This is a genomic window from Thalassotalea fusca (assembly GCF_053485835.1).
The window spans coordinates 1-24,961 of the sequence record NZ_JBQRUN010000008.1 but is presented as its reverse complement, the minus strand read 5'-3'; the positions used below and the strand labels follow the sequence as shown (position 1 = coordinate 24,961).

15 protein-coding genes are annotated in these 24,961 nt (G+C 38.5%); 13 read left to right on the top strand and 2 right to left on the bottom strand.

Annotated elements, in window-relative coordinates:
* The first annotated feature begins 8 nt into the window (after nucleotides 1-8).
* The 11 genes from ACSLUK_RS11385 (at nucleotide 9) to ACSLUK_RS11335 (ending at nucleotide 12,045) form a co-directional block, all read left to right on the top strand.
* A complete protein-coding gene (locus tag ACSLUK_RS11385; RefSeq protein WP_448548753.1) occupies nucleotides 9-3,344 on the top strand; it encodes a protein kinase domain-containing protein in 3,336 nt (1,111 codons plus the stop codon).
* On the top strand, nucleotides 3,334-4,041 hold the full coding sequence (locus ACSLUK_RS11380) for a sensor histidine kinase (protein WP_448548751.1): 708 nt from the start codon (nucleotides 3,334-3,336) through the stop codon (nucleotides 4,039-4,041). Before ACSLUK_RS11385 ends, ACSLUK_RS11380 begins: the two co-directional genes overlap by 11 nt.
* A gap of 5 nt (nucleotides 4,042-4,046) precedes the next feature.
* Nucleotides 4,047-4,685 carry a response regulator transcription factor gene (locus ACSLUK_RS11375; RefSeq protein WP_448548749.1) on the top strand — a complete coding sequence of 213 codons (639 nt, stop codon included), beginning with the start codon at nucleotides 4,047-4,049 and terminating at the stop codon, nucleotides 4,683-4,685.
* A gap of 134 nt (nucleotides 4,686-4,819) precedes the next feature.
* Entirely contained in the window at nucleotides 4,820-7,285 is a 2,466-nt protein-coding gene (locus tag ACSLUK_RS11370; RefSeq protein ID WP_448548747.1) for a S8 family serine peptidase, read from the top strand.
* A gap of 152 nt (nucleotides 7,286-7,437) precedes the next feature.
* Nucleotides 7,438-8,196, top strand: coding sequence for a substrate-binding periplasmic protein (locus ACSLUK_RS11365; RefSeq protein WP_448548745.1), 759 nt, complete (start codon nucleotides 7,438-7,440; stop codon nucleotides 8,194-8,196).
* 288 nt (nucleotides 8,197-8,484) lie between these two features.
* Entirely contained in the window at nucleotides 8,485-8,712 is a 228-nt protein-coding gene (locus tag ACSLUK_RS11360) for a hypothetical protein (RefSeq protein WP_448548743.1), read from the top strand.
* A gap of 171 nt (nucleotides 8,713-8,883) precedes the next feature.
* Nucleotides 8,884-9,018 (top strand): hypothetical protein, encoded by a 135-nt coding sequence (locus ACSLUK_RS11355; protein WP_448548741.1) that lies wholly within the window; start codon nucleotides 8,884-8,886, stop codon nucleotides 9,016-9,018.
* Between the two features lie 14 nt (nucleotides 9,019-9,032).
* Nucleotides 9,033-9,155, top strand: coding sequence for a PEP-CTERM sorting domain-containing protein (locus tag ACSLUK_RS11350; RefSeq protein WP_448548965.1), 123 nt, complete (start codon nucleotides 9,033-9,035; stop codon nucleotides 9,153-9,155).
* A 308-nt stretch (nucleotides 9,156-9,463) separates the two neighbouring features.
* The gene (locus ACSLUK_RS11345) at nucleotides 9,464-10,123 is read left to right on the top strand and encodes a PEP-CTERM sorting domain-containing protein (protein ID WP_448548739.1); all 660 of its coding nucleotides are present in this window, start codon (nucleotides 9,464-9,466) and stop codon (nucleotides 10,121-10,123) included.
* A gap of 178 nt (nucleotides 10,124-10,301) precedes the next feature.
* On the top strand, nucleotides 10,302-10,673 hold the full coding sequence (locus ACSLUK_RS11340) for an aminoacyl-tRNA deacylase (RefSeq protein ID WP_448548737.1): 372 nt from the start codon (nucleotides 10,302-10,304) through the stop codon (nucleotides 10,671-10,673).
* A 700-nt stretch (nucleotides 10,674-11,373) separates the two neighbouring features.
* Entirely contained in the window at nucleotides 11,374-12,045 is a 672-nt protein-coding gene (locus ACSLUK_RS11335) for a PEP-CTERM sorting domain-containing protein (protein ID WP_448548735.1), read from the top strand.
* Nucleotides 12,046-12,613: 568 nt separating this feature from the next.
* On the opposite strand, the gene ACSLUK_RS11330 is transcribed toward ACSLUK_RS11335, so the two are convergent.
* Nucleotides 12,614-15,466: a M14 family zinc carboxypeptidase gene (locus tag ACSLUK_RS11330; RefSeq protein WP_448548733.1), complete on the bottom strand. Its 2,853-nt coding sequence runs from the start codon at nucleotides 15,464-15,466 to the stop codon at nucleotides 12,614-12,616.
* Between the two features lie 214 nt (nucleotides 15,467-15,680).
* On the opposite strand from ACSLUK_RS11330, the gene ACSLUK_RS11325 reads away from it, so the two are divergent.
* Nucleotides 15,681-17,744 (top strand): winged helix-turn-helix domain-containing protein, encoded by a 2,064-nt coding sequence (locus ACSLUK_RS11325; protein WP_448548731.1) that lies wholly within the window; start codon nucleotides 15,681-15,683, stop codon nucleotides 17,742-17,744.
* Nucleotides 17,745-19,049: 1,305 nt separating this feature from the next.
* Here ACSLUK_RS11325 and ACSLUK_RS11320 read toward each other — a convergent pair.
* Nucleotides 19,050-22,796 carry a hypothetical protein gene (locus ACSLUK_RS11320; RefSeq protein WP_448548729.1) on the bottom strand — a complete coding sequence of 1,249 codons (3,747 nt, stop codon included), beginning with the start codon at nucleotides 22,794-22,796 and terminating at the stop codon, nucleotides 19,050-19,052.
* Between the two features lie 266 nt (nucleotides 22,797-23,062).
* On the opposite strand from ACSLUK_RS11320, the gene ACSLUK_RS11315 reads away from it, so the two are divergent.
* Complete coding sequence (locus tag ACSLUK_RS11315; RefSeq protein WP_448548727.1) at nucleotides 23,063-24,412, top strand: hypothetical protein; 1,350 nt, start codon at nucleotides 23,063-23,065, stop codon at nucleotides 24,410-24,412.
* The last annotated feature ends 549 nt before the right edge of the window (nucleotides 24,413-24,961 follow it).

The window sequence follows — 24,961 nt, the reverse complement described above, 5'->3', positions numbered from 1 at the left end:
AAGGTGATATGAGCAGACCTGAAGACCAAAACGATTCATCAAATAGTGATGATTCACTTAATGAAACACAAGAATTATCACTTGCTCCCTCATTTGAGCCAGGGGACTATCTTGCTGAGCGATTTCAGATTCAAGATTTTCAGGGAAGCGGGCGATTTGGTACTGTGTACCGTGCCATAGATAAGCAGCTAAATTCCCAAGTCGCCATAAAAGTGCTAAATACAGCGCTTAGCCAACATATTGAAGCCATTAACAGCTTCAAACGTGAATTGCTTCTAGTCCGTCAACTTACTCACCCTAATATTATTCGCGTCCATGAATATTATCAGCATGGTGATATTCATTTTATCACGATGGATTGGATTGAAGGCCAAAGTTTGGAATCTGCACTAGCAGACAATGAACTGATGCCAAACCAAAGAATCAATATCATTAGGCAATTACTGGATGCTGTAGAGTATGCTGAAAGTATGGGCGTCACACACGGTGATATCAAACCTGACAACATCTTACTAGACAAAACAGGTAATCTGTATGTCGCTGATTTTGGCTTGTCTGTGTTATCCACGTCGGATGCTAATAGATCGATTTCTGCCACACCTTACTATGCGCCCCCCGAGTATTTGCAAACAGGGAAAATAAATACCACAACCGATTTGTACGCTATTGGTGTTATTGCTTATCAATTATGTTGTTTGCATTATCCATTCTCTGGTCAAACGATTACCGAATTAATAGGCAATAAATCTCTATCTAAGCTAAAATTTAAACCTTACTTGGCAGAATTGTCATGGCTGGATTCGTGGTGCGTTGCTTTGTTATCGCCTTACCCTGAGGCCCGTCCTCAGAACGCGAAACAAGCAATAGAAGCATTTGTTTCATCTCAAAAAAATGCGACACAAAGTAATAATAAACTTACTTCATTTGCTCTGTTGTCAAGTATTGTGGTTATTTTCGTATTCGTGAGTATCTGGTTTTTCGAAAGTGAAAGTCCAATTAAGCGCAAAGAGCATTATGCCATTGCCGTGTTACCTACCGTTAAAGATGAAAGTCAATTTGATAACCATTTTGCTAGTTATCTCAGTCACCAATTAACGGACGTATCTAGTTTACGTGTGATAAATCATGAACGTATACAGCAGTTGATAAAGCAACTAGGTATTAAATTGCCCGCTTCGGAACCTAAACTTGAACTACTTGCAGACCTATTAAAAGTTGATGTACTGGTTGAAATTGACAAGGTTACTAGTGGTTCTGAGCAAATAGAGGTACATTACGATTTATTATTCATCGACGGTTTCAATATTAAAAGAGAGTCATTTTTAAATGTCGACTTTGATTCTCAGCAATGGCAAAACGTAACAACCCCTTTCATTTCCAAGTTCAAAGCTAAACTCAATGTGACGGAAGAGCCAGAATTAAATTTGTCGGGTGGACAATCAACGCTAAAGGCCCTAACGCCTATAAAATCGAAAATGGCGAATGGCGAATTTTTGTTAGCTCAAGAAATGCTATCTGAGTTATTGCGAGAATTACCTGAAAACCCGCATGTGTGGTTACAGCAAGGTGAATTACATTTGTCTCAAAATAATATCATTGAAGCTGAGCAAGCATATAGCAAAGCACTAAGTTTAAGTGTTCCAAATAGCTATAGTGAATTGTTTGCAAATGCACGATTAAACGATATAGCGGGCAAAATTGATCAAGCGCAAGAAGACTATCTGGCACTTGTTAATACTTTTCCCTATAACATTGAACTTAAGATCATGTTAGCTGATTTCTATATGCTCATTGAACAGCATAAAGAAATGGAATCTATACTCAAGCAAGTAGCAGCAATCGATCCAAATCACCCTAACGTTTGGTTTATGTTAGGGAAAGCTGCATTCTTGCAAGGTAATTTTGATATTGCGTTAAACGAGTACTTTGTTAGAGCTTTAGTTACTGCGAAAAAATTGAAAAATATCTACCAAAAAGGGGAGGCACTAAATGCGCTTGGCGTAGTGTATGGTCAACAGGGAGAAGTTCAATTGGCATTTGATTACTACCAGCAAGCGTTAGAAGTTCGACAAAAAGCGGGTAATTTGGCTGGCGCTGCTACCACCATGACCAATCTGGCGGCCATGCATTTATCTATTGGTGAATACTCAAAAAGCAGTGAATATTTGACGCAAAGTCTCGAGATTTATCAAATGCTCAATGATCAAGAGGGGCTGTCGAATTCTTATAATGAACTAGGTGTACTCGCAGAAGAACAAGCGTTATATCAACAAGCGCTGGAATATTATCGCAAAGCGTTAAACATTCGAATAAATTTGAATCATCAGATGTTACAAGCTGAAAGTATGAATAATATTGGATTTATGTATTTCATGTTGCAGGACACAGAGCATGCTTTGGTATATTGGCGGCAAAGTGAGCAGTTGTATCAACAGGTTCAATTTCCATTGGGCATCGTTCATGTTAGGCAAAGCTTAGGGCAAATGGAATTGGCAAAAGGAAATTGGCGGAATGCTTTTCATTTGTTCAACAATACGCTCAATGATGCGGAGAAACTAGGAAGCATTGAGGAGTCTATCGTTTCAAAAAGTTATTTGGCAAAGCTCGGATTTTTACAAGGGAATTTCAAGCAAAGTATTGCTGACCTTATCTTAGTTTATGAAAAAGCTCAATCTATACAAGACGTACGAGCGATGGCTGAATTTGGTTTGTGGTTAGCTGATTGGTCTATTCAAATTGGTGATAAACAGCAAGCACAACGTTTTCTTCACGACATAAATGATGTGCTCACGGAATACAGTAATCAAGAGTACAAAACTAGATTTAACTACCTTAAGCAAGCTATCGAAAACAATTACCAAACATTGACTGACAATAATCAAAAGACAGATATAGCCCATGATGCACTCTTAATTAGCCAGTTAATTCGTCAGTCGAGAGCAGCATTGCAAAGCGATGAGCGAGATATTAGTTCATATCTTGGATTGCTTGAACAAGTTGATTTTACCTTACATCAATATTTGTACGTTGAATATTTGGAGCTTAAAGGCATTCAACATTTTTTGGCGTCAGACTGGCAAAATTTGCAACAAACGCTTAGACAAGCAGAATTGTTGATGAGAAAGATGGGCGGGTATTGGCGTGGTTTCCAATTTGACAGGTTGCGTGCCCAGCTAGCTATAGCGAATCAACAGCCATCCGATAAATATCAAACAATGATCATACAAAAAGTATCAGGCTTAGTTGATAACTTACCTCAAGAAAAACGTAGCTTATTCTTAAAAGAGCAAAACTATTATCCATTGAATGACGCAATAACGGAGTACATTGATAGTGAACGATAAGGCGGATGTGTCGACGCTTATTGCTGAGCTTAATGAGAAGCAACGCCAGATTTCTCAGCAATTGGATTTAGGGAACGACAAAATGCGAGGGCTTGCAAAAAGAGTTTGGCGTGTTCAAGAAGATGAACGAAAACATATTGCTCGCGAACTACACGATGGTGTTGGGCAATTACTCACTGCGCTAATTAATCAATTACAGCAAACAGAACAATTATCGTCGCATATAGACCTGACAGAAAGTATTACTTTAGCAAGACAAGCACTCTCTGATACACGAACGATTTCGCGTTTAATGCGACCGCGAATACTTGATGATCTTGGTTTGATTCCTGCACTGGAATGGTTAGTAAGAGTCATGTCAGAATCGGCGGAACCACATATCAGTTTTCATCATAAAGTTAATGGTAATATCAACTCTGACATGCAAATATTGGCATTTCGCGTGATTCAAGAAGCGCTGACAAATGCAATAAAACATGCGAGAGCATCACTCATTACTCTTAATGTAATTGCATCTGATAATTTCTTAATGATAAAAGTCAAAGATAATGGCATCGGGCTTGAGGTTCAGCCTGATGGAGCAGGATTTGGCTTGAGTGCAATGGAAGATCGAGTAAACGCATTTGGTGGTCAATTAACGATTGAATCTGAACCCGGTCTAGGGTGCGAGATTAAAGTGTTAGTGTCAGGCAGGTAACTAAAATGATCAATGTACTTATTGCAGACGACCACACGATTTTAAGGCATGGATTAGTGAGTTTGCTAACACGTGACGAACAGATAAGAGTAGTTGCTGAAGCTGCTGATGGATTAGAAGCAATAAACAAAGCGTTAGCAATAAAACCACACGTTATTGTTATAGACATTAGTATGCCAGAGCTCAATGGCATGGAAGCTGTGAAACGGCTTAACGAACAGTTACCTGAGTCTAAAGTTTTAGTGTTAACTATGCACGAAGAGCAGGAATATGTGATTCACATGGTTCGTGCAGGCGCATCAGGCTATTTGCTTAAAGATAGTGCCAGTGACGAACTAATTGATGCAGTTAAAGCGCTGGCACTTGGTAAAACATATTACAGCCAATACGCTGCTAGTGTACTTGCTTCGCAATACAGTCAACCGATGCAAACATGGCAAGATCCATACAAAAATTTAACTAGCCGCGAGCGTGAAGTTTTTCATTTAATCATTCAAGGAAAAACGACCAAAGATATAGCTAGAAGTTTAGATATTAGCGTAAAAACTGCTGAAAACCATCGAGGAAAAGTGCTCGACAAACTTGATGTAGCGAACGCAGCTGAACTTGTAAGGTACGCAGCGAAAAACAATCTATTAATGTAAGGAAGCCTCTAAGTTTCTAATAGTTTCAACCGCTAAGGTTTTTAACCTTGGTATTGTAGGGGATTTCCCTGATTCTTATTTGCCTTGTCATTTGACATGCTCCCTGTGTTGAATATGAATTAAGGTAATCACTCATGCGAAAAATAAAACTAAAGCACAAAGTTTTGCTAGCTAGCTTATTGGGAGCCAGCCTTAGTGTACTAGCGCTAAAATCATCAGCAAAATCAATTGGGCCAGAATTAACGCAGTTATTAAATAAAGCACAAGCTCACGAAGTTTTTGAAGTAATCGTGACATTTAACGGTAATGGCTCTGTTAATAGTGAGCAGTTAACTATTTTAACTTCTGAAGGTATTTTAGGAGGCGTTAGCTTTCGTCAGTTGCCTATAGTTGGGATAACTGCGACTAAATCGCAAATAGAAGCGATATACGCTTCACCATCAGTTCGTTCGGTATGGCACAATGCACCGTTAGCGTTGGAAAACGACGGAGCTAATCAAATTACAGGTGTCGATCGCTTACGTGATGATGCGGAAATGAGACACTTAGGTATGCCGTATTCTGGTCGTGGAATAGGTGTTGTAGTTAATGATTCAGGTGTTGATGGTTCTCATAGTGACATCAAGTTTCCAAACCATGTTGTACAAAACGTCTTAGCGCAAACTAATCTTCATTCATTGTCTGAAATTCTACCGATAACATATCAAGAAGATACCGCCAATACTGATATTGCTGGCGGGCATGGCTCGCATGTTGCGGGTATTATTGGTGGCAACGGTGCAATGTCGAGTGGCAAATATCAAGGTGTGGCGCCTGGCGCTAAAATAGTGGGGTATGGCTCAGGCGCTGGTTTGTTCATACTTGATACGATAGGCGGTTTTGACTACGCATTAACTCATCAGTTCGACTATAACATCCGAGTCATTTCAAATTCATTTGGTAGTACTGGCGATACAGGTACAGACTTTAATCCTGACCACCCAACTAACGTTGCTACTAAAGCGCTGTCAGATAGAGGCGTCATCGTCGTTTTTTCTGCTGGAAATTCGGGGAGTGGAGAAGCAACAATTACAGGGAACTTTAAGAAAGCACCTTGGGTTATAACGGTAGCTGCTGGCGATAAGCATGGGAAACTTGCTGATTTTAGTTCACGAGGTGTTAAGGGTAATGGTGGTGAAGTTACTGTTGATGGCGAAACGTATTATTGGGAGGATAGACCAACGGTAACGGCACCGGGCGTTGATATTATTTCTACTCGGGCTTCGCTTTCGAGCTTAAGCGCACTTAGTATTAGTGATGACAGTGAAGTTATGGATCTGAATCACGTGCCTTATTATACCTCAATGAGTGGAACCTCCATGGCTGCACCACATGTTTCTGGTATTGTCGCTCTTATGTTGGAAGCAAATCCGAACTTAACATGGAAAGAAGTTAAACAAATCCTTCAAGATACAGCTACTAATATGTCTGGACGAGAAACATGGGAAGTAGGGGCTGGCTATGTGAATGCGTACGCAGCAGTAAAATCCGTAGTGGACTCTTCGTTAACTTTTGGTCAAACCGTAAATAGCAATCGCCAATTCAATAGTTACGCAAAAACCTCTGTGCAAGCAGAATATGCCGATAGTGTACCTTTTAGCCCAATAGGTGATAACGAAGGCATCACTATTCCGGTAAATAGTGAAGCTTCAATGCTTATGGTAAGAGCCAATGTGGAAGATAATACTATTGGATTGTCATTAGTGAGTCCGTCGGGAAAGCGATACAGTTCAAGTATTGCTCTACCTGTGCTTGGGCAAAATATTGCAGTTACCGCTCCTGCTGAAGCAGGTGATTGGCAACTTAAAGCGCATGGTATTGGTGGAGTATCGGGCGTTGATGTTGATCCTACAGGTGCCACCAATGGCTATGCAGTACCTGGGGATATCAATGTAACGGTAAAAATAGTGAAAACTGACGGTTATGAAGGGTTAATTGATACTTTGAACCATCCAGCACAGAGTTTTATTGAATATGCCGTTAGTGAATTACTTGTTGATGCCAACAGTAATGGCTTCCAACCTGACGCATTGATGACCCGCAAAGAATTAGCTGATTTTCTTTCACTTGGTGCAGGGGTGCGACAATCACATCAAGCAGCGAACAAGCGCTTTCAAGACGTAAGCGGTTTATATTCGGCAGCGATTAATGCCGTAAGCGAACAAGGAGCAGCACTTCGTGATACTGCCCAAACATTTGCTCCTGTTATGTTAAGTGAAGGCAATTTCTTCAAACCTGAGCAGTTAGTAAGTAGAGCAGAGTTAGCCTATTCACTTGTACAGTCCTTAGCACTACAAGAGCAAACCGAGGCGTTTAATGGTGATGTATCTGTTGTTTATAACAATAAGCGTGTATTAATTGCCGATCAAAATGAGATCCCTGCGCATTTAAGAGGGTACGTGCAATTGGCTTTGGATCTAGGAATATTAAATGCATTTTTCGATATTCACCAATCTCCTTTTGCGCTTGAGCCTGAGATTACAGCATATTTTGATAGTAACTCATCAATTACTAGAGCTGATTATGCCGTTGCAATAACGCGGTTTTTAGCACACCACTAATTTTGACAGTTTCCACTGAGCCTTGCCCACTCGCAGTATAGTGGGCTTTTTTGTTATTGCTCGCTTTTGAGCCGAAATTCTTTTATTGTTAATTACAATTACAATTACAATTACAATTACAATTAAAGTTAAACATAAGGTGGATTAATTTAATGAGGGGACTGGTTAGTTTGTTTCTTTTCATTATTGCAGCATTCTCAGTGTCTGCCCAAACCATTACGGTGGCTTTTCCTGAGCATATTCCACCTTGGGTGATTCAAACTGAAGAGCGTGGAATTAGTATTGATATAGTCAGTCAGGCACTTGCTAGTGAAGGAGTCACCGTTATTCCGTATTATATTCCTTTTACTCGGATGGCCTCTGTCTTAAATCAAGAGAGCGTTGACGCCGTAGCTATGGTAGAAGGGCGGAAAATTAAGAATGGGTGTTATTCCGATATAACCACTTACTTTTCAACGTCATTGATCTCATTAGAAAAAAGTAATTTTCAACTATCTCGTATTGATGAATTGATAGATAAACGTACACTAGCATTTCAGGATGCTAGTAAGATATTTCCTGACTTAAAGTTACTGGCAGAAAAAAGTAGCCAATATCAGGAAATTGCCAATCAAGAGAACCAAGTTGCCTTGTTATTTAAAGAACGCGTTGATTTTATTGTCGTTGACGAAAACATCTTTCATTTTTGGCGTCATGCGCTGACCAAAGTTGATAGCAGTAAACCAGTCGTATTCCATGAGCTCGATCTCATTAGCTCCATTCAAGTAAAGAGTCCAACGCGCGTGGTGTTTAAAGAGCAGTCGTCATGTGATGCATTTAATAATGGATTAGCAAAGCTAGTTGAGAGTGGTGAGTACCAACACATAATTGATAGCTACATAAAACCTTCTGTTCGGTTATTACAACGATAAAAGTGCAACTTTTAACACCAAGCCATGCACGCATCACAATAGTTAATTATGTTATTTAAGGCACTCATGCTTAAAAACTAGTGAATGTCTATAAAATTTACACATGCGTAAACAATGTAACTCGATTTTTATCCAATTCATTGAACTTTAAGACTGTTTCAATTTTGGTTTAAATTTTTCTTTCTGTAGGTAAATTTGAAATTGTCGTTGAATCCCTGAACATAATTTTATGGAAAAGGGCAAAGTAAATATAAATGAAGTCAAAATCATTAAAAGGTTTATTTGCAAGTGTTGCATTGTCAGCTTCTTGCGCCAACTAACGCTGGTTTAATCAATGTAATATATACATCAGATGCATTGGGTTATGCTGATGCCAATGCTGTAATTGCCGCACTAGGAGATACTGTCTTTGAAGCCGATGCAGCATCTTTTAATGCCCTAACGTTGACTGATTTGAGCGCATACGATTTACTTGTTATCGGTTGGTTAGGATCTAGTAGCTTCAGCTTAGACTAGGAAACAGTTTTACTTCCTTAAATTCAGGCTAGCGGTAGCTTGATTTTTGAAGCTCCGAGTGAAATTGGCGACTAAACCAATACAGGTTTTACCATCACTGAATAAAATACTAGAAATGATGTTGCGAGTTATGACAAATTCTTTGGCCCTGCAGTTTTTACAAATACTCATATGTCTATTACTGATATGACAGCAGATTGGGCATGCCATATGTTAAATACCGTGGGTAACTGTAACCTTGCTATAGGTGAGTTTGGTGCTGGTAGAGCGATTATTGGTGGTTATGACTCGTTTACCATGAAGTAGGTTCAACTGATTATATTATCAACCAAGCGAATTGGGTTACTAGTAGTATTACTGATATTCCAGAGCCTTCAACTTTAGCTATTTTTGCTTTAGGTGCGCTAGGATTAGCTTGTCGTCGCATTAAGAAGCAAGCATAAATCGAACTTATTTGAATGCTTCAAAAAGCACCACATTCATTCGTTGGTGCTTTTTTTGCGCCTATAACCTTACGTTTCGACTAACCACATAGCAGTAAATCGTTGTTAATAAATATAATAAATACAATGGAACGTGTCGGTATACTTTACATTAGCTGTTCCTAGGGGGGCTGATTTTTACTGCAAGTTATTGAAAGGTAAGTGTAAATGTAGTTTGGCTTGATTGTTGCTGATGATACGTTTGTTATTGGAACGATAATCATATGATTATTATAAGAAAAATTATAATGGATAAAAAGGATAAAGGTATGAGCGTAAAATTTCTAGGCGCCATTTTGCTCTTAGTTAATAGCTATGCCAGCCAAGCGAGTCTTATAGTTCTTGACTTTGAAGGGGTTGGTGATACTTCAAGTATTAGCAGCTTTTATAACGGTGGAACTGATAGTGAAGGAAATTCAGGAACTAATTACGGTGTTGAATTTAGTCCTAATGCTTTAGGGGTGGTAGATTCAGATGATGGCGGTGCAGGAAACTTTGCTAATGAACCAAGTGGTTCAACGGTTATGTACTTTGTACAAGGTACTGCCATTTTGAATTATGCTGCCGGATTTGATACAGGGTTTTCGTTCTATTATTCTTCATCACAAAGTGCCTCTGTTAGTATTTATGATGGACTAAATGCTTCGGGAAATTTATTGGGACACATATCGCTTAGTGCTAATCATAACGATAACAATTGTGTGGGAGATCCTGATGGCACGTATTGCAATTGGGATAATATTGGTGCAAGTTTTGCCGGTATGGCTAAATCAATTGATTTTGGCGGTACGGTCAATAAAGTCGCGTTTGATAATATTACGTTTGGTTCATCGACTGCGGTAAATGACATTCCAGAACCAACTACATTGGCAATCTTTGCTTTGGGCGCGCTAGGGTTAGCTTCTCGCCGCAGTAAGAAACAAGCATAAATCACAATTTAATTTATCGCTCAAAAAGCACCAACTATTGTTGGTGCTTTTTTGTGCTTGCAACCTTCTGCTTGCCGCATTAGACATTCAATCTTTCTTGAAGTAGCCGTCTTTGACGCATTTGGTCAATAATCAACTAAACTTAGTGGTGCATCAGTACGATTGATGGGAGATTATTATGACCATTGCAATCACACTCGAGGAATTTTTTGCTAGAGAGCATGTCAATTATGAAGTAATAAAACATCGCCCTACAGCAACCGCTTTAGATAGCTCTATATCTGCCAAATTACCGCCTGAACAGGTTGCCAAAGCCGTCATATTAGAAGACTCAGATGGAGGGTTTCTGATGGCGAGTGTACCAGCTAAACGCAGGGTATCGGTTAACCAATTAAATACTTTAACAAATCGCCACTATAAATTATTGAGTGAAACGAGATTGATTGACTTGTTTCCTGACTGCAAGAAAGGGGCGATACCTTGCGTTGGCAAAGCATATAATTTGAAAATGATGGTTGATGATGAGCTACTCAAAGCTCCGTATGTATAAATTGAAGCTGGCGATCACCAACACATGCTGAAAATCAAAGGAAATGAATATCGACAGCTAGTTGCTAAAATGCCACATGGCGAGATTCACAGCGATTTATTAAGCGTTAGGCATGATAAAGCCAAAAGATCAGGTTGGAAATGGATTCCTTAGTTGATAGCCACAGCACAAGTAACAAGTGTCATTGGAGGGAGATAGTTGTTACTGGGCTTGCTTGATATAAATTGTGATTGTCTGGATTTAATCGCTAAACTTCTTAACTAATGATTCTCGCTCCATAGCAGGTAAATTGATGGTACTAATATACTATGCGATAGCGGTGTTGAAGTAATGTATCAGAAAAATTGCAGTTCGGAGTGTTTAAGCTTATACATACCCTTTAAACTCTAATCAATCGGAGCTGTTTCTATAGTCTTACATTGAAATTTAATCACTTAACAGTGTTTTCTGTTTAAAATATAATTCAAACTTAAATTATTAGAAAATAATCCTTATAATTCAACTGGTTGATGAGTTGGTTTGTGTCGGAATGCTTTACAATACCCAAACGTAAATTGTTGCTTGATTCATTGAACTTATTGAAATCATTTTGTTTTTTTGTTTTGGTATGATTTTTGAATATAAGGGCGTTAAATAATAATTTACTATTTTTATGATTAACTATCTAAACTTATGGCAAGTGGTTAAAAGGAAGAGTTAAATGAGTTTCAAGTTTTTAAAGGTTTCTTTTGTTTGGTTAATTCTATCCCTAACGAGTATAGCCAATGCATCTCTGATTACTATTGGTGGCTCCGAAGTAAATACTCCGGACTTCATTTTTGGATTTGAAATGGAATCATTGTCCAATGGAAATTGGGAGCCATTAACTAATCAGTTTTCTTCGAACGGCCTTACCGTGGTGAATAATTCTGGATATGCAAACTTATCTGCTGGCTATTGTATGCCTAGCAAATTCAACGAAACCGGTACAGGTTACTTGATGATAGGGGTATCGCATGGTTGTACTGTGTCAGATACTATTGATGATGTTACATTTATTTTCTCAAGTTTTGTAAATGCTATGTCGTTTGATCTTTATACACACAGTACAACACATCAGTTCGAAATATTTCTTTACGATAATACCACCCAAGTTGGCTACCAACAATTTAACGGAACAAAGGGCGCTACAGAGGTATTTAGTGCGACGGGGGCTGTTTTCAACTCTTTTCAGATAAGAGAGTTTGGCTCTTCTAGAGAGTGGTTATGGCTCGATCAATTAGCTGTTAAATTTGAGCCATCGCAAAAAGTTCCAGAGCCATCAACACTGGCGATATTAGCACTTGGGATGATCGGACTAGCGTCACGCCGAAATAAAAAGCCTGTTCTATAATCCAAATTTATTGAATTGTGAAAAACACTGATCAATGCGGTCAGTGTTTTTTTATTTCAGGTAAATTGATAATGTTACTTTCTATGTAAACAAGCATCTATTTACAGCGCAAATTTAATACTTTTCAACAGAACAATCCAAATTTACTATTTGCATGATTTATTTTCGTCATACCATCTCAAACCTTAACGAGAAAACAAGCTCAAGTAATTTCATTACGCATCATCTTTCTTCGAGCCAAAATTTTCAGCGCATTTTCATATATGCAGCACAGTAAATTGTCACGATTTTTAACACATTCGTATATTGGCTAAGTGGGGGGTACGCAGGGGCCTGAAATTATTGTGTATTTATTGTACGACATGGTTCTTGTGGTGATGCTTGCTCACTGGCATTGGTAGCATAAGTCGCATTTCTGATGTCTTCAGGATAGCAAAACAAGGCACCTGTGTTTTATCGGTTATTACATCATGAACGAGAGGTATTGGAGTATTGGCTGTTCCGACATTACTCCAGTATTCTAGCGTCATTAGGGCTTCGACATTCGTTACCGACCGATTAGTACATTCTAGTATCTTTTCATTTTGATAAATCTTATACAGCAAAAACAAAGCAACGCGATTAATACTAGTCGAGAAGTGCTACCACCAGAGGGTTTATCCTTAGGTTCAATTTCAGGTTGTGGTTTCGCTTTAGTTGCCGCCAATTGGATGCTAATTGTCTTATCTATGCCTCCAGTATCGCTTGCTTGGCCATCCGTATTTTCGTAACCACTCCAGCCACCGTCTAGCCAGTCAACAACGGTTTGCGGATTAGCGTCGAGCTGCATGCCTGCGAGATCTTGCACATTCAACTCAAGATTGATTTGTTGCTCTTGGTCTGAACCAAATGAGCTGGGCAATGAAAATTCAACCAAAAAGCTATCGTCTTGATACCGTTTATAACCTAATGCAGCGTTTGTTGCTTGGTTATTTAGCCATTTACCTGAATTTGTTGATAACGCAATCAGAGAGCCATTTGCTGATCTGACAATAATCTCCGGTAAAAGTGGAATATCAACGCCTGGATGATTGACTATTTCTCCGTTAGTATTGCGATAACGCATTGGCTTATTAAATGACAGCTTTAGTTGGTAATTAGTGTCGGCAGTAATAGGAGTCAGTTGATTGAACTGCCAGCTTCTGTCGTTCGCTGAGCTGGCTTGCCAACTTCCGGTGAAAATATTCTCTTTTGTTTCTGTATTATAAATCTCAACGGATTCGACAATAGCCGGTCCAGCTTGGTGATAAAAAGCCAACAACGTCGTGTTAGTGATTTTTTGTGCCAAAGCGCGTATTTTTGTTTCGGCGAGCATGAAGCCATTGTAAAAAAAGAGATCAGCATCGTAGGGTTCTACTTCCAGAATATAGGAGGGGATTTGATATACTTCGGCGAAATGCTCAGCGGCAAAGCCCGCTTTGCTATAACCTACATCATCAAAATAGTCATAACGACGTGGAGAATCTTCTTGCGCATATGTTGACTCAATCATCAATTGTGCCAAATTTTCGGTGAGTCGATTTCGCCTGTCATTGCTTGTGTATGGCACTGAATAAAAAGAAGAAAATGAATGGGTGTTGGTGTAGTAGCGTAATCGATTCGCTGGGCCTAGTTCCGCAGCGGCTAAAACTGCTTGAGTTTCCGGCTCTGAGTACGCAGATTCTCCCCGATATTTGATATGATCTTTAAGTGGTGAAGACTCTTCACTATCAATTCCCCAGTCAGAGCCAAAATTTCTATTGATATCGACACCGAATCGATTATCACTAAAACTAGACAATGAGTCATCGACATCATGGCGATTCTTACGACGAAATCTACCGTCAGCTATTCTCAGGCGGGTTGGGTAATCTGGATCGCCTGTTTCTACCTCAAAGACCATAAATTTATCTGCGTACTTTTGTGTATGGATAAAACTATCAACATTGATCACTGGCGTAATTAGGATGTTGAGGTTCTCTAACAAGTATTGATTAACCCCTTTATCTTTAGCATTTGCAGCTAGGTACTCTAAGGTTGATGACACAACTTCCGGCGTTTGCCATTCTCGGGCATGAATGCCGCCATCTATCATAACCGCTGGCTCAGGTATCATACCTTCTGCTGTTGTGGTATTGTTGTCACTCAATGCATAGCTCCAGATAGTTTCACCATGAATACTGGTGCCAACATTGTGTGCGCTGACATAATCATTATTTTCGGCGATGCTCTGGTGGTAGGCTTTTAGGCTTTGGTAACTTCTAAAGCCATCTAAGGGGGTTAATGACTCCTGCGGTATAAGTACATTGACGCCAATTGCTAAATTGCCATCGGACGGGTCGTTTTCGGTAAGCGTCCATATTTGAGGGTATAGCCCTTCTTCATTGCGTAAAGTTGAGCGCTGGCTCGATCTTTGTGTGTGTTCCGTATTATTTTCTATTCTGGCAAGGGCATATGCAGCCGCATCGCGTGCTTCTTGATTTATTAGTTGTTGCTCAAGATAGGCGGTTACTTGCGCTGTGTCGGTTACTTTACTCATTTGCGAGTAAGCCAACGAGCGCAATGCTGGATTTGAACTGGCCTGCTTTAATAGAGAAAAAACCGATTCTTGAGGGAAGTGAGCGATCAACTGGGTTATGAATTGTTGGGCATAATAATCATTGTTAGCCAGTAACAATTTAGCAAGGTCTGTGTCGGCTAGCGCCAGGCTGGTATTTAGTAAAACTGGGTGCAATCGGCGATTAGCATTTCTTTTATATTCTGCCGAGAGTAAACTCTTAAGTGTTACTAACTCGTGCGTGGCGACGGTGAATATTGCTTCCAGCGCCCCCTTTTTTTCTGGTGTCAGGTGTTCATCATCAGATAAGAATAAATCGATTATTTTTTTGGGGTGACTTACCAGCAACTGCGTAAACAGCGCTTTGGCATCATTTTGTCGCCACATAGTCAAAGTAGCCTTGGCCTGACCTGCAATATTAAATTGCAATGCGCCTGAACGAGATGAAACGTCGTGATGAGGTAAACGAATAGTTGCTTGAAATTCAGATAAACGCTCCAATGCGCTTCTTACAATTGGAGTATCTGACACTGACGCTAGCCGATTAACCAGTTGATAAAGCAACTGCTCCTTCTGAAACAAGGGAAGAGCTTGGTTATTAATAATATTGTCAATTGCATGAATCGCTTCAACATCCTGCTTGTTCTGAACGTACTGAGCTATTATTCCAATTTCACTTTGTAGTGAATCATTGGTTCTACTTATTGACAATGAGTGCTCGGCGTTGGTTATTGGTTTTATATCAATTGCTAATACTTGGGCTGATAAAAATAGACCAACTGAACCTGAAACTAAAACTAAGGAAAATACACTTACTATTATTTTTGTTCTGAAGTTATTTTTCATACTTTATTCCAACTAAATATTCTCGATTTTGCGTGTTTGAACCTGGCTGAGGTTTTATATATCATCGGAATAAGTTAAGTCTTTAATATCGCGTTTAATTCACTATGATTTTTTTCTGATAGCATAAAAATCAAAGGTTTAGGTGATTTGGGTTTATTTGGTTTTAAGTGTTTATCAGCGTTTGAGAATTGATTTGAATAATAAAAATCACAATATGGAATTTAAGATTGGTGAAATAAGGGTTAAACCTGCGCACAACCAATTAATTGTTGCTCACCAAGTTGTGGTTTTAGAGCCATTAGCCATGGCAATGCTGGTTAAACTTGCTCAAAGTAATGGTGACGTTATTTCTCGTCAACAGTTAATGGAGCAACTTTGGCAGGCTAAAGTTGTGACAGATAATGCGTTACATAGGATCGTGACCTTATTACGAAAAGGGTTGAACGATGATCCTAAAAACCCCAAATTTATTGCAACAGTGCCTAAAAAAGGCTACAAACTGATCCATCCGGTAGAATGGCAAAACAAGGCACAAGCAAATGGCCGGAACGTAAAAAATAGGGCGTTTTCATCTGTTTTTGCATTTATTTTACTGTTAGGTTTAGTTTACTTCTGGCAAGCCAACCAAGAAATAACTACGTATCAGTTTGGAAAAGTGCAGCAGTTAACCAGTTTTATCGGTGTTGAGCATAGTGCCATTTTTTTGCCAAGCTCGAGTGACGCCAAGTCTTCTTATCTTTTTGTCTATCAGGATGAACAGCAAGCTCGTAGTACGATCGCGATGAAAACTGTTGATGATAGTACTACCTATGATTTAGTTTCAGAATCCAACCAGTTAAGCCAGTTAGCGTTGTCACCTTCAGCTAGCAAGCTAGCGTTTGTTCGTAGCGAGAGTGGTCGGTGCGAACTCATGGTTGCAAATTTTTCCATATTGGAAAAAAATGTTGTTGATTTCAAAATGCTAAGTAGCTGCCATTCTGCTTCGTTCGTAACTCCTCAGTGGCTTGATGATGAAACCATTGCATTTATAACTACTGACTATAATACCTTCAATAGTCAAATCATGACGGTAAACGTTGTTAACAATAACGTTGCACCATTAATGCCTAAGCGACCAGTTAATGCCGATGACTATGCCTTTGCGGTTGACCCTCAAGGTCATCGGTTGGCTTATATCCGTCATTATTATGCTGATGCTAAATTGTTAGAAGACAAATTTGAACTTTATCTTTTTGATATAAATACTGGTACAAGTCAATTGATCTCTCCCGAGCAGCCGGGAAACATCTATAGTATTAATTGGTTTGCGGAGCAGCCTGACACATTGTTGGTCCACTATAAAGATGGCAAGAAACTACTCAACGTTAATGGTGAACTTACTAATATTCACGCTTCCGAGCTTAATAAGGTAAATCGATTAGAAACTAATTCCCATTCGCAAATTTTATACACCCAATATCAACGCAAGAGGGCATTAGTTGAATATCAGCTGGCGCAGCTACAGCTTAGTAAGCAACAAGTTATTGCACCTTCGAGCGGCAACGAATATCGCGGCAGCTATTCTGTTGATGGCCAGTCAATCGCATACTTTTCCGATAAGGAGCATTCAGGCGCTCGATTGTGGTTACAAAAAGGTAATCAGCAGCAGTTGGTTAATATTGGTGTAGAGCCGGTGAGTCACATGCTTGAGTGGTCCCCAAAAGACAGTGAATTACTAATGCTAAAAAGCAAGGAACATCGGCTATTTAGCTATCACCTTGCTACCAATGAACTCATTTATCTAACCGGAGAAGATGAAAAAATAAGACGAGGCATATGGGGTCTGGAAAGAGATGTTATTTATTACGTCCAAGATAACGAGCTTGATTACAATATTTATCGCAAAAACATCGTTACTCAAGAAGTTAGCGAACTTACAGAAAAAGGGGCGAATTATATACAACTATCGCCAGACGGTAATTTTCTTTATTTCAGTATTTTTGATAAAAAAGGATTGTGGCGAATAGATCTTAGTAGTGGTCAAAAAGAATTGTTGATGCCAGATTTTAGTGAGAAAAACTATGAATTTTGGCAATGCGGCAAAGAAGGAGTGTATTTTACCCAATTCGATAATAAAGCAGGTTTGTTTTATGCTGATTTTGAGAATTTTGAAGTGGTAACCTTATTGGCTGGTGTCGATGTTAAACATTTTCATGTGCAAGGCGGACGACTATTAGTGAATATGCTTGAGCAAGAAGAAGGTGACATCTACTTAGTTGAACTAGTTAAGGCAGACTGATGCCGTTAAAACTGTTAATCGAACTGCCAGACTTACTTAGCTACTGATTCATCAGTAGGCCAGTTCACTAATTTTTTTCCAATAAAAAAGCCTCAACATAAATGCTGAGGCTTCGTTATGAATGGTGCCGACTGCCGGAGTCGAACTGCCAGACTTACTTAGCTACTGATTCATCAGTAGGCCAGTTCACTAATTTTTTCCAATAAAAAAGCCTCAACATAAATGCTGAGGCTTCGTTATGAATGGTGCCGACTGCCGGAGTCGAACTGGCGACCTACTGATTACAAGTCTTACCTATAATGACCACTTAACTATTTGTTTCTAAATAAATAGTTTGCTTAAACATATCCTACAAAAAATCCGTTTTTGAATAAAAACGGAGACATTTCATTAATGTTTAAATTTCTAAAGGGCTAGAAACGAGAAAACCGAGCAAAGCTCGGTCTCGTGGAAAGCCAATTAAATAAATTAAAAGACTTCTCTAAATCTGTTCGTTGGCGCGGTCAGATTGTTTAATCAGCTTCATTTTTGCTGAGGGGCTCCCCTTTGTCAAGTAAAAGTCGAGAAGTCTTCAAATCAATGGCTGGCTTTCCAATGAGCTCTTTCTTTTACTTTTTTAGGTGTCACAAAGTGTATTGAAATATGCGTGCTAGCCCTTAACCAACGGGGAGCGATCGTTTGTATGCTTTGGCTTACCATTTTGAAATCAATATTTTTTATCGACTAACAAAATGGTATCTGCGTGGAATTTTTCTGCGTCGCGGTTCTGAAAGTAAAAGTAAGAAAGCTGGAGAACTGGGAAGCAACGTAACCAATACCAGCAAACGCAAAACCGAACTAGAGTAGTGCTTAGCGCAACTGACTTAGAATGAGAACGCGAAGACGAAATCTCTCTAGTGGCTCGCAGCGTGGTTATATCCTTGTGTGAGGATTGCGAGCTAGTTAAAGCCACTCACATGGACTTTAGCCCTTGAAGTGACTGACCGACCGACGGCTAGTTGATTGATAGGTAAATCGGCACCTTTTACGAAATTTCGTGGAGGGTAGCCGCCGCTTTGCCTTTTCGCTTCCTTTCCCTTCACTCAAGCTAGTGCAAAGTATGGTTTAGAAATTAAAGTTTGGTGTAAAGCTAAACATTTAAATAAAGATCTATTTAAAAGATTATTATTTATTGATTGTGAAATATGGAGAATTAATGTTTAAAACTTGTGGTCAAATCTTTGATTTGTCCATCATGTTTTGAACATGGTGAACGAAGTGAAAATTCCCATAATTCACAATATTAATGAGGTCCTCTGATATATCTTAGTCTAGTTCATCACCAAGTTTTGCTTCGTCATCTTCTTGCTTGGCTTGATATTCGTAATAGTTGGCTATTTCAATTAATATCTGTGCTGTTTTTGGGTAAATATCATTAACCTTTTCAGCAAAGCATTTGTATTTTGTTGCTAAGTCACGCTCTAGGCTTCCGCCACCTCTATAAGCTCTAGTAACAACACCTCGGTTGTTGTGTATCCCTGTTGCAAAAGCTTTTCTAATATTCGATGCATCACTTTTCTCCAGTAATTCGCAGACTGGGTAACACGGCCATACACCTTCTTCTTGTTCTGGGCACTTAGACAACCACTGACCTATGGACTGGTCAGTCATTGTTTCTCTATCCATACTTCGCCCTGCTTCTCTTACCTCGTTTACCCAGTTATTAAACACATCTATATCTATGCTTCTATCTTCCCGCATACCAGGCATACCGCGCCCATAATGCAAAATTTTCCATGCATTTGTTCTCGCATATTCATTTGAATTAACATCGTCTTTCAAATGGTATTTACCTTCCGCTTTATATGTAAGGCAAACTAATTCTACAAATGTACTTGGGGAATTAAGTAATTCATCATGTAGGTTTTTAGGTATAGATTCTGGGTTGTTAAATACTGGATAATACGCATATTCTAATCGTGCTAAGTCTTTTTGATTAATTTCATCTGTATCAGAAATACACTTAATTGCTTTTTTTATCCAGGTGCCGTTTGAATATGTTGCTCCCTCTTCTTGTACCGTAAGCATATTATGCAATATTTCGTACACAAGGCGAGGAGGTACTTTTTTAACGTCATACTCTATGAGTGAGAATGCTGAGTGGTATCGATTTAAAGATATGTATTTGTTCAATATGAACTCAAATAATTTTTCATCCATTCGGTAATAAAACGAGATTTTTTGCCAATAAGCGTCCGACGTTTCGTCACCTATACCATCGATGAAAGCAAAAACATCAAGGTTTGGAGGCAGGCAGGCCAGTAGTGATACTTGTTGCTCAATAGTGAATTGATTTTTATTAAAATATGATTCTAGTACATTTAATAATGAAGATTGTTTAGTTAGCGTTACATAATTTATTACACCATTCAAAAACGAGTCTTGATACTGGTAATTATTATTTTTAAATACCGTTATGGCCAAAGACACTAGCTTATTGAAGTGCTCCTCTGTTAGGAGTTTGGCAGTATAGTTACCAACTTGCCATTTATCTTCAACAGAACTAATAAGCCTTTCAATACCTTCCTCTGCTAGTTCATCCCAAATATGTGTTATGGCGTTAAATCTATATTCGTGGCGCAGTTGCTCCGTTTTTTCATAATCTCTTCGCTCTCCTTCTGGCATGTCGATCCAGCGCTCTCGAAACAACCAGCGATAACGCACGATTAGGTCATTAGGTTGGCTGTCATAATAAGTGGCTATTAGTTGGTCTACGTATTTATCTTTATCGTCGATATCATCTGTCTGGTGGAAGCTAATATGTCTTCTGAGTCTATCGATAATTATTTCTTTTCCTGCGTCATCGAACTCCCTTACATCATTTATTAATGAAAGAAGACGTTCCTTGTACTCACCGTCAAACGAAGAATAACAATCCATTAACTTTGCTATTCTTTTTGGCTTGCCTTTCGCTAAATTTAAAACAGTGTTACCAATCCAAGATAGATAATGGGGATAGTAAACACCTTGTTCACACTCACTTCCTGCGTCATCATCTCTCCAGTTAGGTCGAGAATTGTTTAAGCCGTAAGAGCCACCTCCTCTAGGGATTAACGAAATAATAAACTTCCAAGCAAATTGCTCATTACTTTTAATGACAGATTCTAAAATTTGAATTTTTTGATCTACAGTTGCCAGAGCTTGAGGTGAGAATGCCCTATAGAAACTTTGTAGTGTAGCAAAAGGTTTATTACCCCAATTAGTATCGTTTGGAACATTATCGAGTTCAATAAGGATGTTTGTTACTCTTCGTAATTTACTAGGGTTCCAAGCAATCGTTTCCAATGCCCATAACAGCCCTGTATACCAGCAACGACTATTTAACCCTGATGCAGCAGTATTCTTAATTAGGCAAGTGATAGGTTGTTCAGCCTTACTTAAGCTCATTTCAACGCATCGCATAAATATATCAGGTGAAGCTTCAGCTAGGCTTGGTAAATAGCTGGCTAATGACATCCACACTTCTTCGTTTGCATCACATAGAAGTTCATAAATAAGCGTATCGACATTGCTTTTAATATCATGTGAAATACTTAAATCGGTTGATTCACCGTAAACTTTTAGTTTAATTAACGAATTTAAAAGTGAATTAATTACAATCCCTGATTCATCACGAACTTTTCCATAGATATTTGCCATCCATCTGTCGTTTTCAGGTAGCTCAAGTGCGGGATCTGGTTTGCTGAGTACAGCTTTTGCTAAAGTAATAAATCTAAGTAATTTTGATTTCGATAGTTTAGGAGCAACCTGGTAGAGCAATTCAACGGGTGACTTAGCTTTCCATATATTTCGAATGTTAACGACTGGTGAATCATCCTGAGTCACTAAGTTGCTTAAAGAGTCTTCAATATCTTCATAAGGTTTTTGGGTTAACTCTTCAATCATTGCTACATCGCCTTGTGATGAAGAATTCCAAGCTCCAACGAGAAGTAAAACAACTAAACTGTCTTTATCAACACCATCTAACCAAGCAGGTTTACTAATTAAAGGATTTACAGCCTTTAATCGGCGATAAACAGACCAGGATCGACCCGAAGATGAAGTCAATCTTCTAGCGTCGTTCTGTTCTTCTCCTAGTTCTATTAGAGCAAGTTTAAATGCATCTGGAGATACCCTAGGTATCGACACATTTTCAGCATTATCGTTTCGTAATTTAGTATCATCGCCGTGACATATAGGCTGAATGACAGTAAACCCATCTCTTGGCGCTTTTCTTAAAGATAAGTCTGTCGATGCTATTATCACTATTTGAATTTCTGGGTTGGCATCAATCCACCTCCAGCCATTATTACTAGTAATACAGGCTGCTCTTTTGCTTAAAGGGTGGGACATTATAATAGAGCTACAAAAAGCCGCAGCTTCTTCTCGGCTATCGGCTTCAATCGTGATTAACGGCGATAGGTTTTCAAGTAGCTCTATGAATTTATTTTGAGCAGTTTCTCTATCTTGCTGAATAGCAGAAATAGAAATACATGGGGATGATTGTTCACTCCAATTTTTCCAATAACTTGTGACAGATTCAGCTCCATTGCCTGAAATACCAATCTGTTCACCGAATTCCAAGGCAACTGCTGGTGCATTTTCAAACCAGGTTTCTATATCATCAGCATCGAGGACTCTAATTTCTTTCCAATTACCTAGCTTCTTTTTTTCATTTAGCCATTCTTCTTTTTTGTGCCAGCGGTGCGGCGTCACAAAGACAAAACTATTATTTTTTTGAAATTCTATGCACATGTCTTTAGTGCGTTTGTTAAAGTCACTATTAGCCTTAGATGTTACTTTGCTATTGCAACCCATTTCCCAAACAGACTTTCCTTCAGGAACCCAAGCACTAGTGTTGCTTGATACTATTTTTCCGTCCCAGCCTGGCCTATATACCGAATCTCCACCAGGCATAGATAGCTCTGATAATGAATTTGTAGCAGATATTAATTTTCTAATCCAAATGGGCAGTTCTGCTTGCGCTTGTCTGGTTTGTGCCCAATTTTCAATATGAGTAGCAGTAATTCTCATAAGTTAAATCTCGTTCCTTTTTAACTAGATTACTAGTTGGATAAGATAAGGTAAATGAGCTTTGTCAGCTAAGTTAACTTTACTGGATTAAATATTGCTTTTAATAAGTTATCTGTATCCCCCCTCAAGCTTCTTTTATCATAATAAATGTGATAAAACTTAATGAAGTTAATATCTTACAAATGTACGTTACACATTATAGGAGTCAATGTCAGCTTGTTAGCTGAATTTCAAGTTACTAAAATAAAAGCACAAGGAAAATTTAGATGTTAAAAATAAAACGTAGTACTAATTTATCGTGGATTGCTGGTTCTTTATTATTACTTCAAGCGTGTGGTGATAGTTATCCAGGAGTAGGCAAATACGAGGGCAATGAATTAGCCGCAGCTAAAAGTATTTCTCAATATTCAACTGTTTATGCACTCGAGCCTTCATCATTTGCAAAATGGAAAGAAGAGCGTAGCAACTTATCTGATATTTCAAAACTTTCGGAAACTGAACTTTTAGAGTTGCAACAAAAATTCGCAAAATCCTCACTTATTAAAAAGGCCTTTTCATCGAAAAAACTACTCGTTACCGAAGTTCTTGATTTGGAAGCATTTGTAGATGAAGAATATGGTCTAACTGAACAACAAAAAGAGAAGGTTAAAGCGACATTAGTTGATATTGAAAAGGCTATTTCTCAGCTACATGATAAAAAGGTAAAAGCTGATAATGCTAAGGTTGAGCTAGAAAGAATTAAAGCTGAATTTGAAGCAGAAGAAAAAGCGTTACTTGATAATTTTAATAGTCTTAAGAGGAAAAGTGTTCAAGTATTTAATCGATTTACTAAAGCTGATGTTGGATCTAGATATGAGCCATCGAAAACAGTTGGTGATGGTAAACCTTTTGATTATTTAACATATAAATCAACAGACTTATCTTGTAAAGAGTACGCTATTAGCAAAAATGGTTGGCGTAAAAAGAGTTATCAGACATACATTTACGCTTCTCCAATTAAACTAGCTGGAAAAACATACTGTCCTATATTTAAAACTTTAGGTGGGAAAGTGGCTCAACGAGAAGCCATTTTAGCAAAATTATCTGATGCTGATGTTTCTATTTTAAAACAAGCTGCTACAGCTAATGTGAAATACAAGAAATTAAAGAGTGAACTAAGATCTAAGCAACGGAATGTTTCTCGCGATAATCCTGCTTTATATGAAACGGCTAAAAGCTTTTCTTTTAGCGATACCAGGCAATTAGCTAAGTTAGAACGTGGGGTTGAACAAGCAAACCAAAAACTTGCTGTACTTGCCAAAACGACTAAGGAAGGGATTAAGGCAAATAAAGTTAAGCAGTTAGCCGCTTTGCTTGAACGAGCTAAAAGTTATTACTTATTTGAGGCATTGCAAAATCAATTAGAAAAAGAGTCTATGATTCAACCTGATGGTACTTTTACTTTACAGTCAGGAGAAGATTTTTATTTGGTTGAGATAGATTTGAGTGATAAAACTCAACCGAGTGCCACGCAATATGCCTTGATCCGGATGGAACAGTTTAAAAATCAGGAGCTGGTACCATTATCTAGTAAGGAGTTCTTTTCATTTTCAGATTTAGCAGGGATTACGTTGTAGAAAATTTAGGAGCGTAGCAATTAGACTAATTCTTAGATTGCTTTTATGTGTAAGCTATTTGTAGTGATCTATTTGGCTTGATCACTACAAATTTGGTTACACTAGAGTAATCAAATTAGTTTGCAACAATACAGGGGAAATTATGACTTACGAAGGCTTTATCACTGGTTTAGTTATTGTTGGATGCTTTTTCCTTCTTACGTTTTATTTGTCTAGAAATAATAAAAAATAACCAATTAATAATTTCCCCTTTTTCTATCTAAATGACCCGTCCTAAATAAGGTTGCCACGTGGCAACACCAAATTGAAATTGTATTGCACAATACAAATTTTTAATGCTTCTTTATATTGAGATTAAGATGTTGCCACGTGGCAACGCTTTGTGTCCCCATAGAATTTATTATTTTTTATCGTGAAAAACTTACTTTTTTGGTGACTAAAACAGTCTTTGAGAATTATACAATTATAGGGATATATGCGGGGGTTGATTGATTGCAGGATACGCAAACTGTGTTACAAATACACAGTTTTCAATGAAAAGCCCCCCCC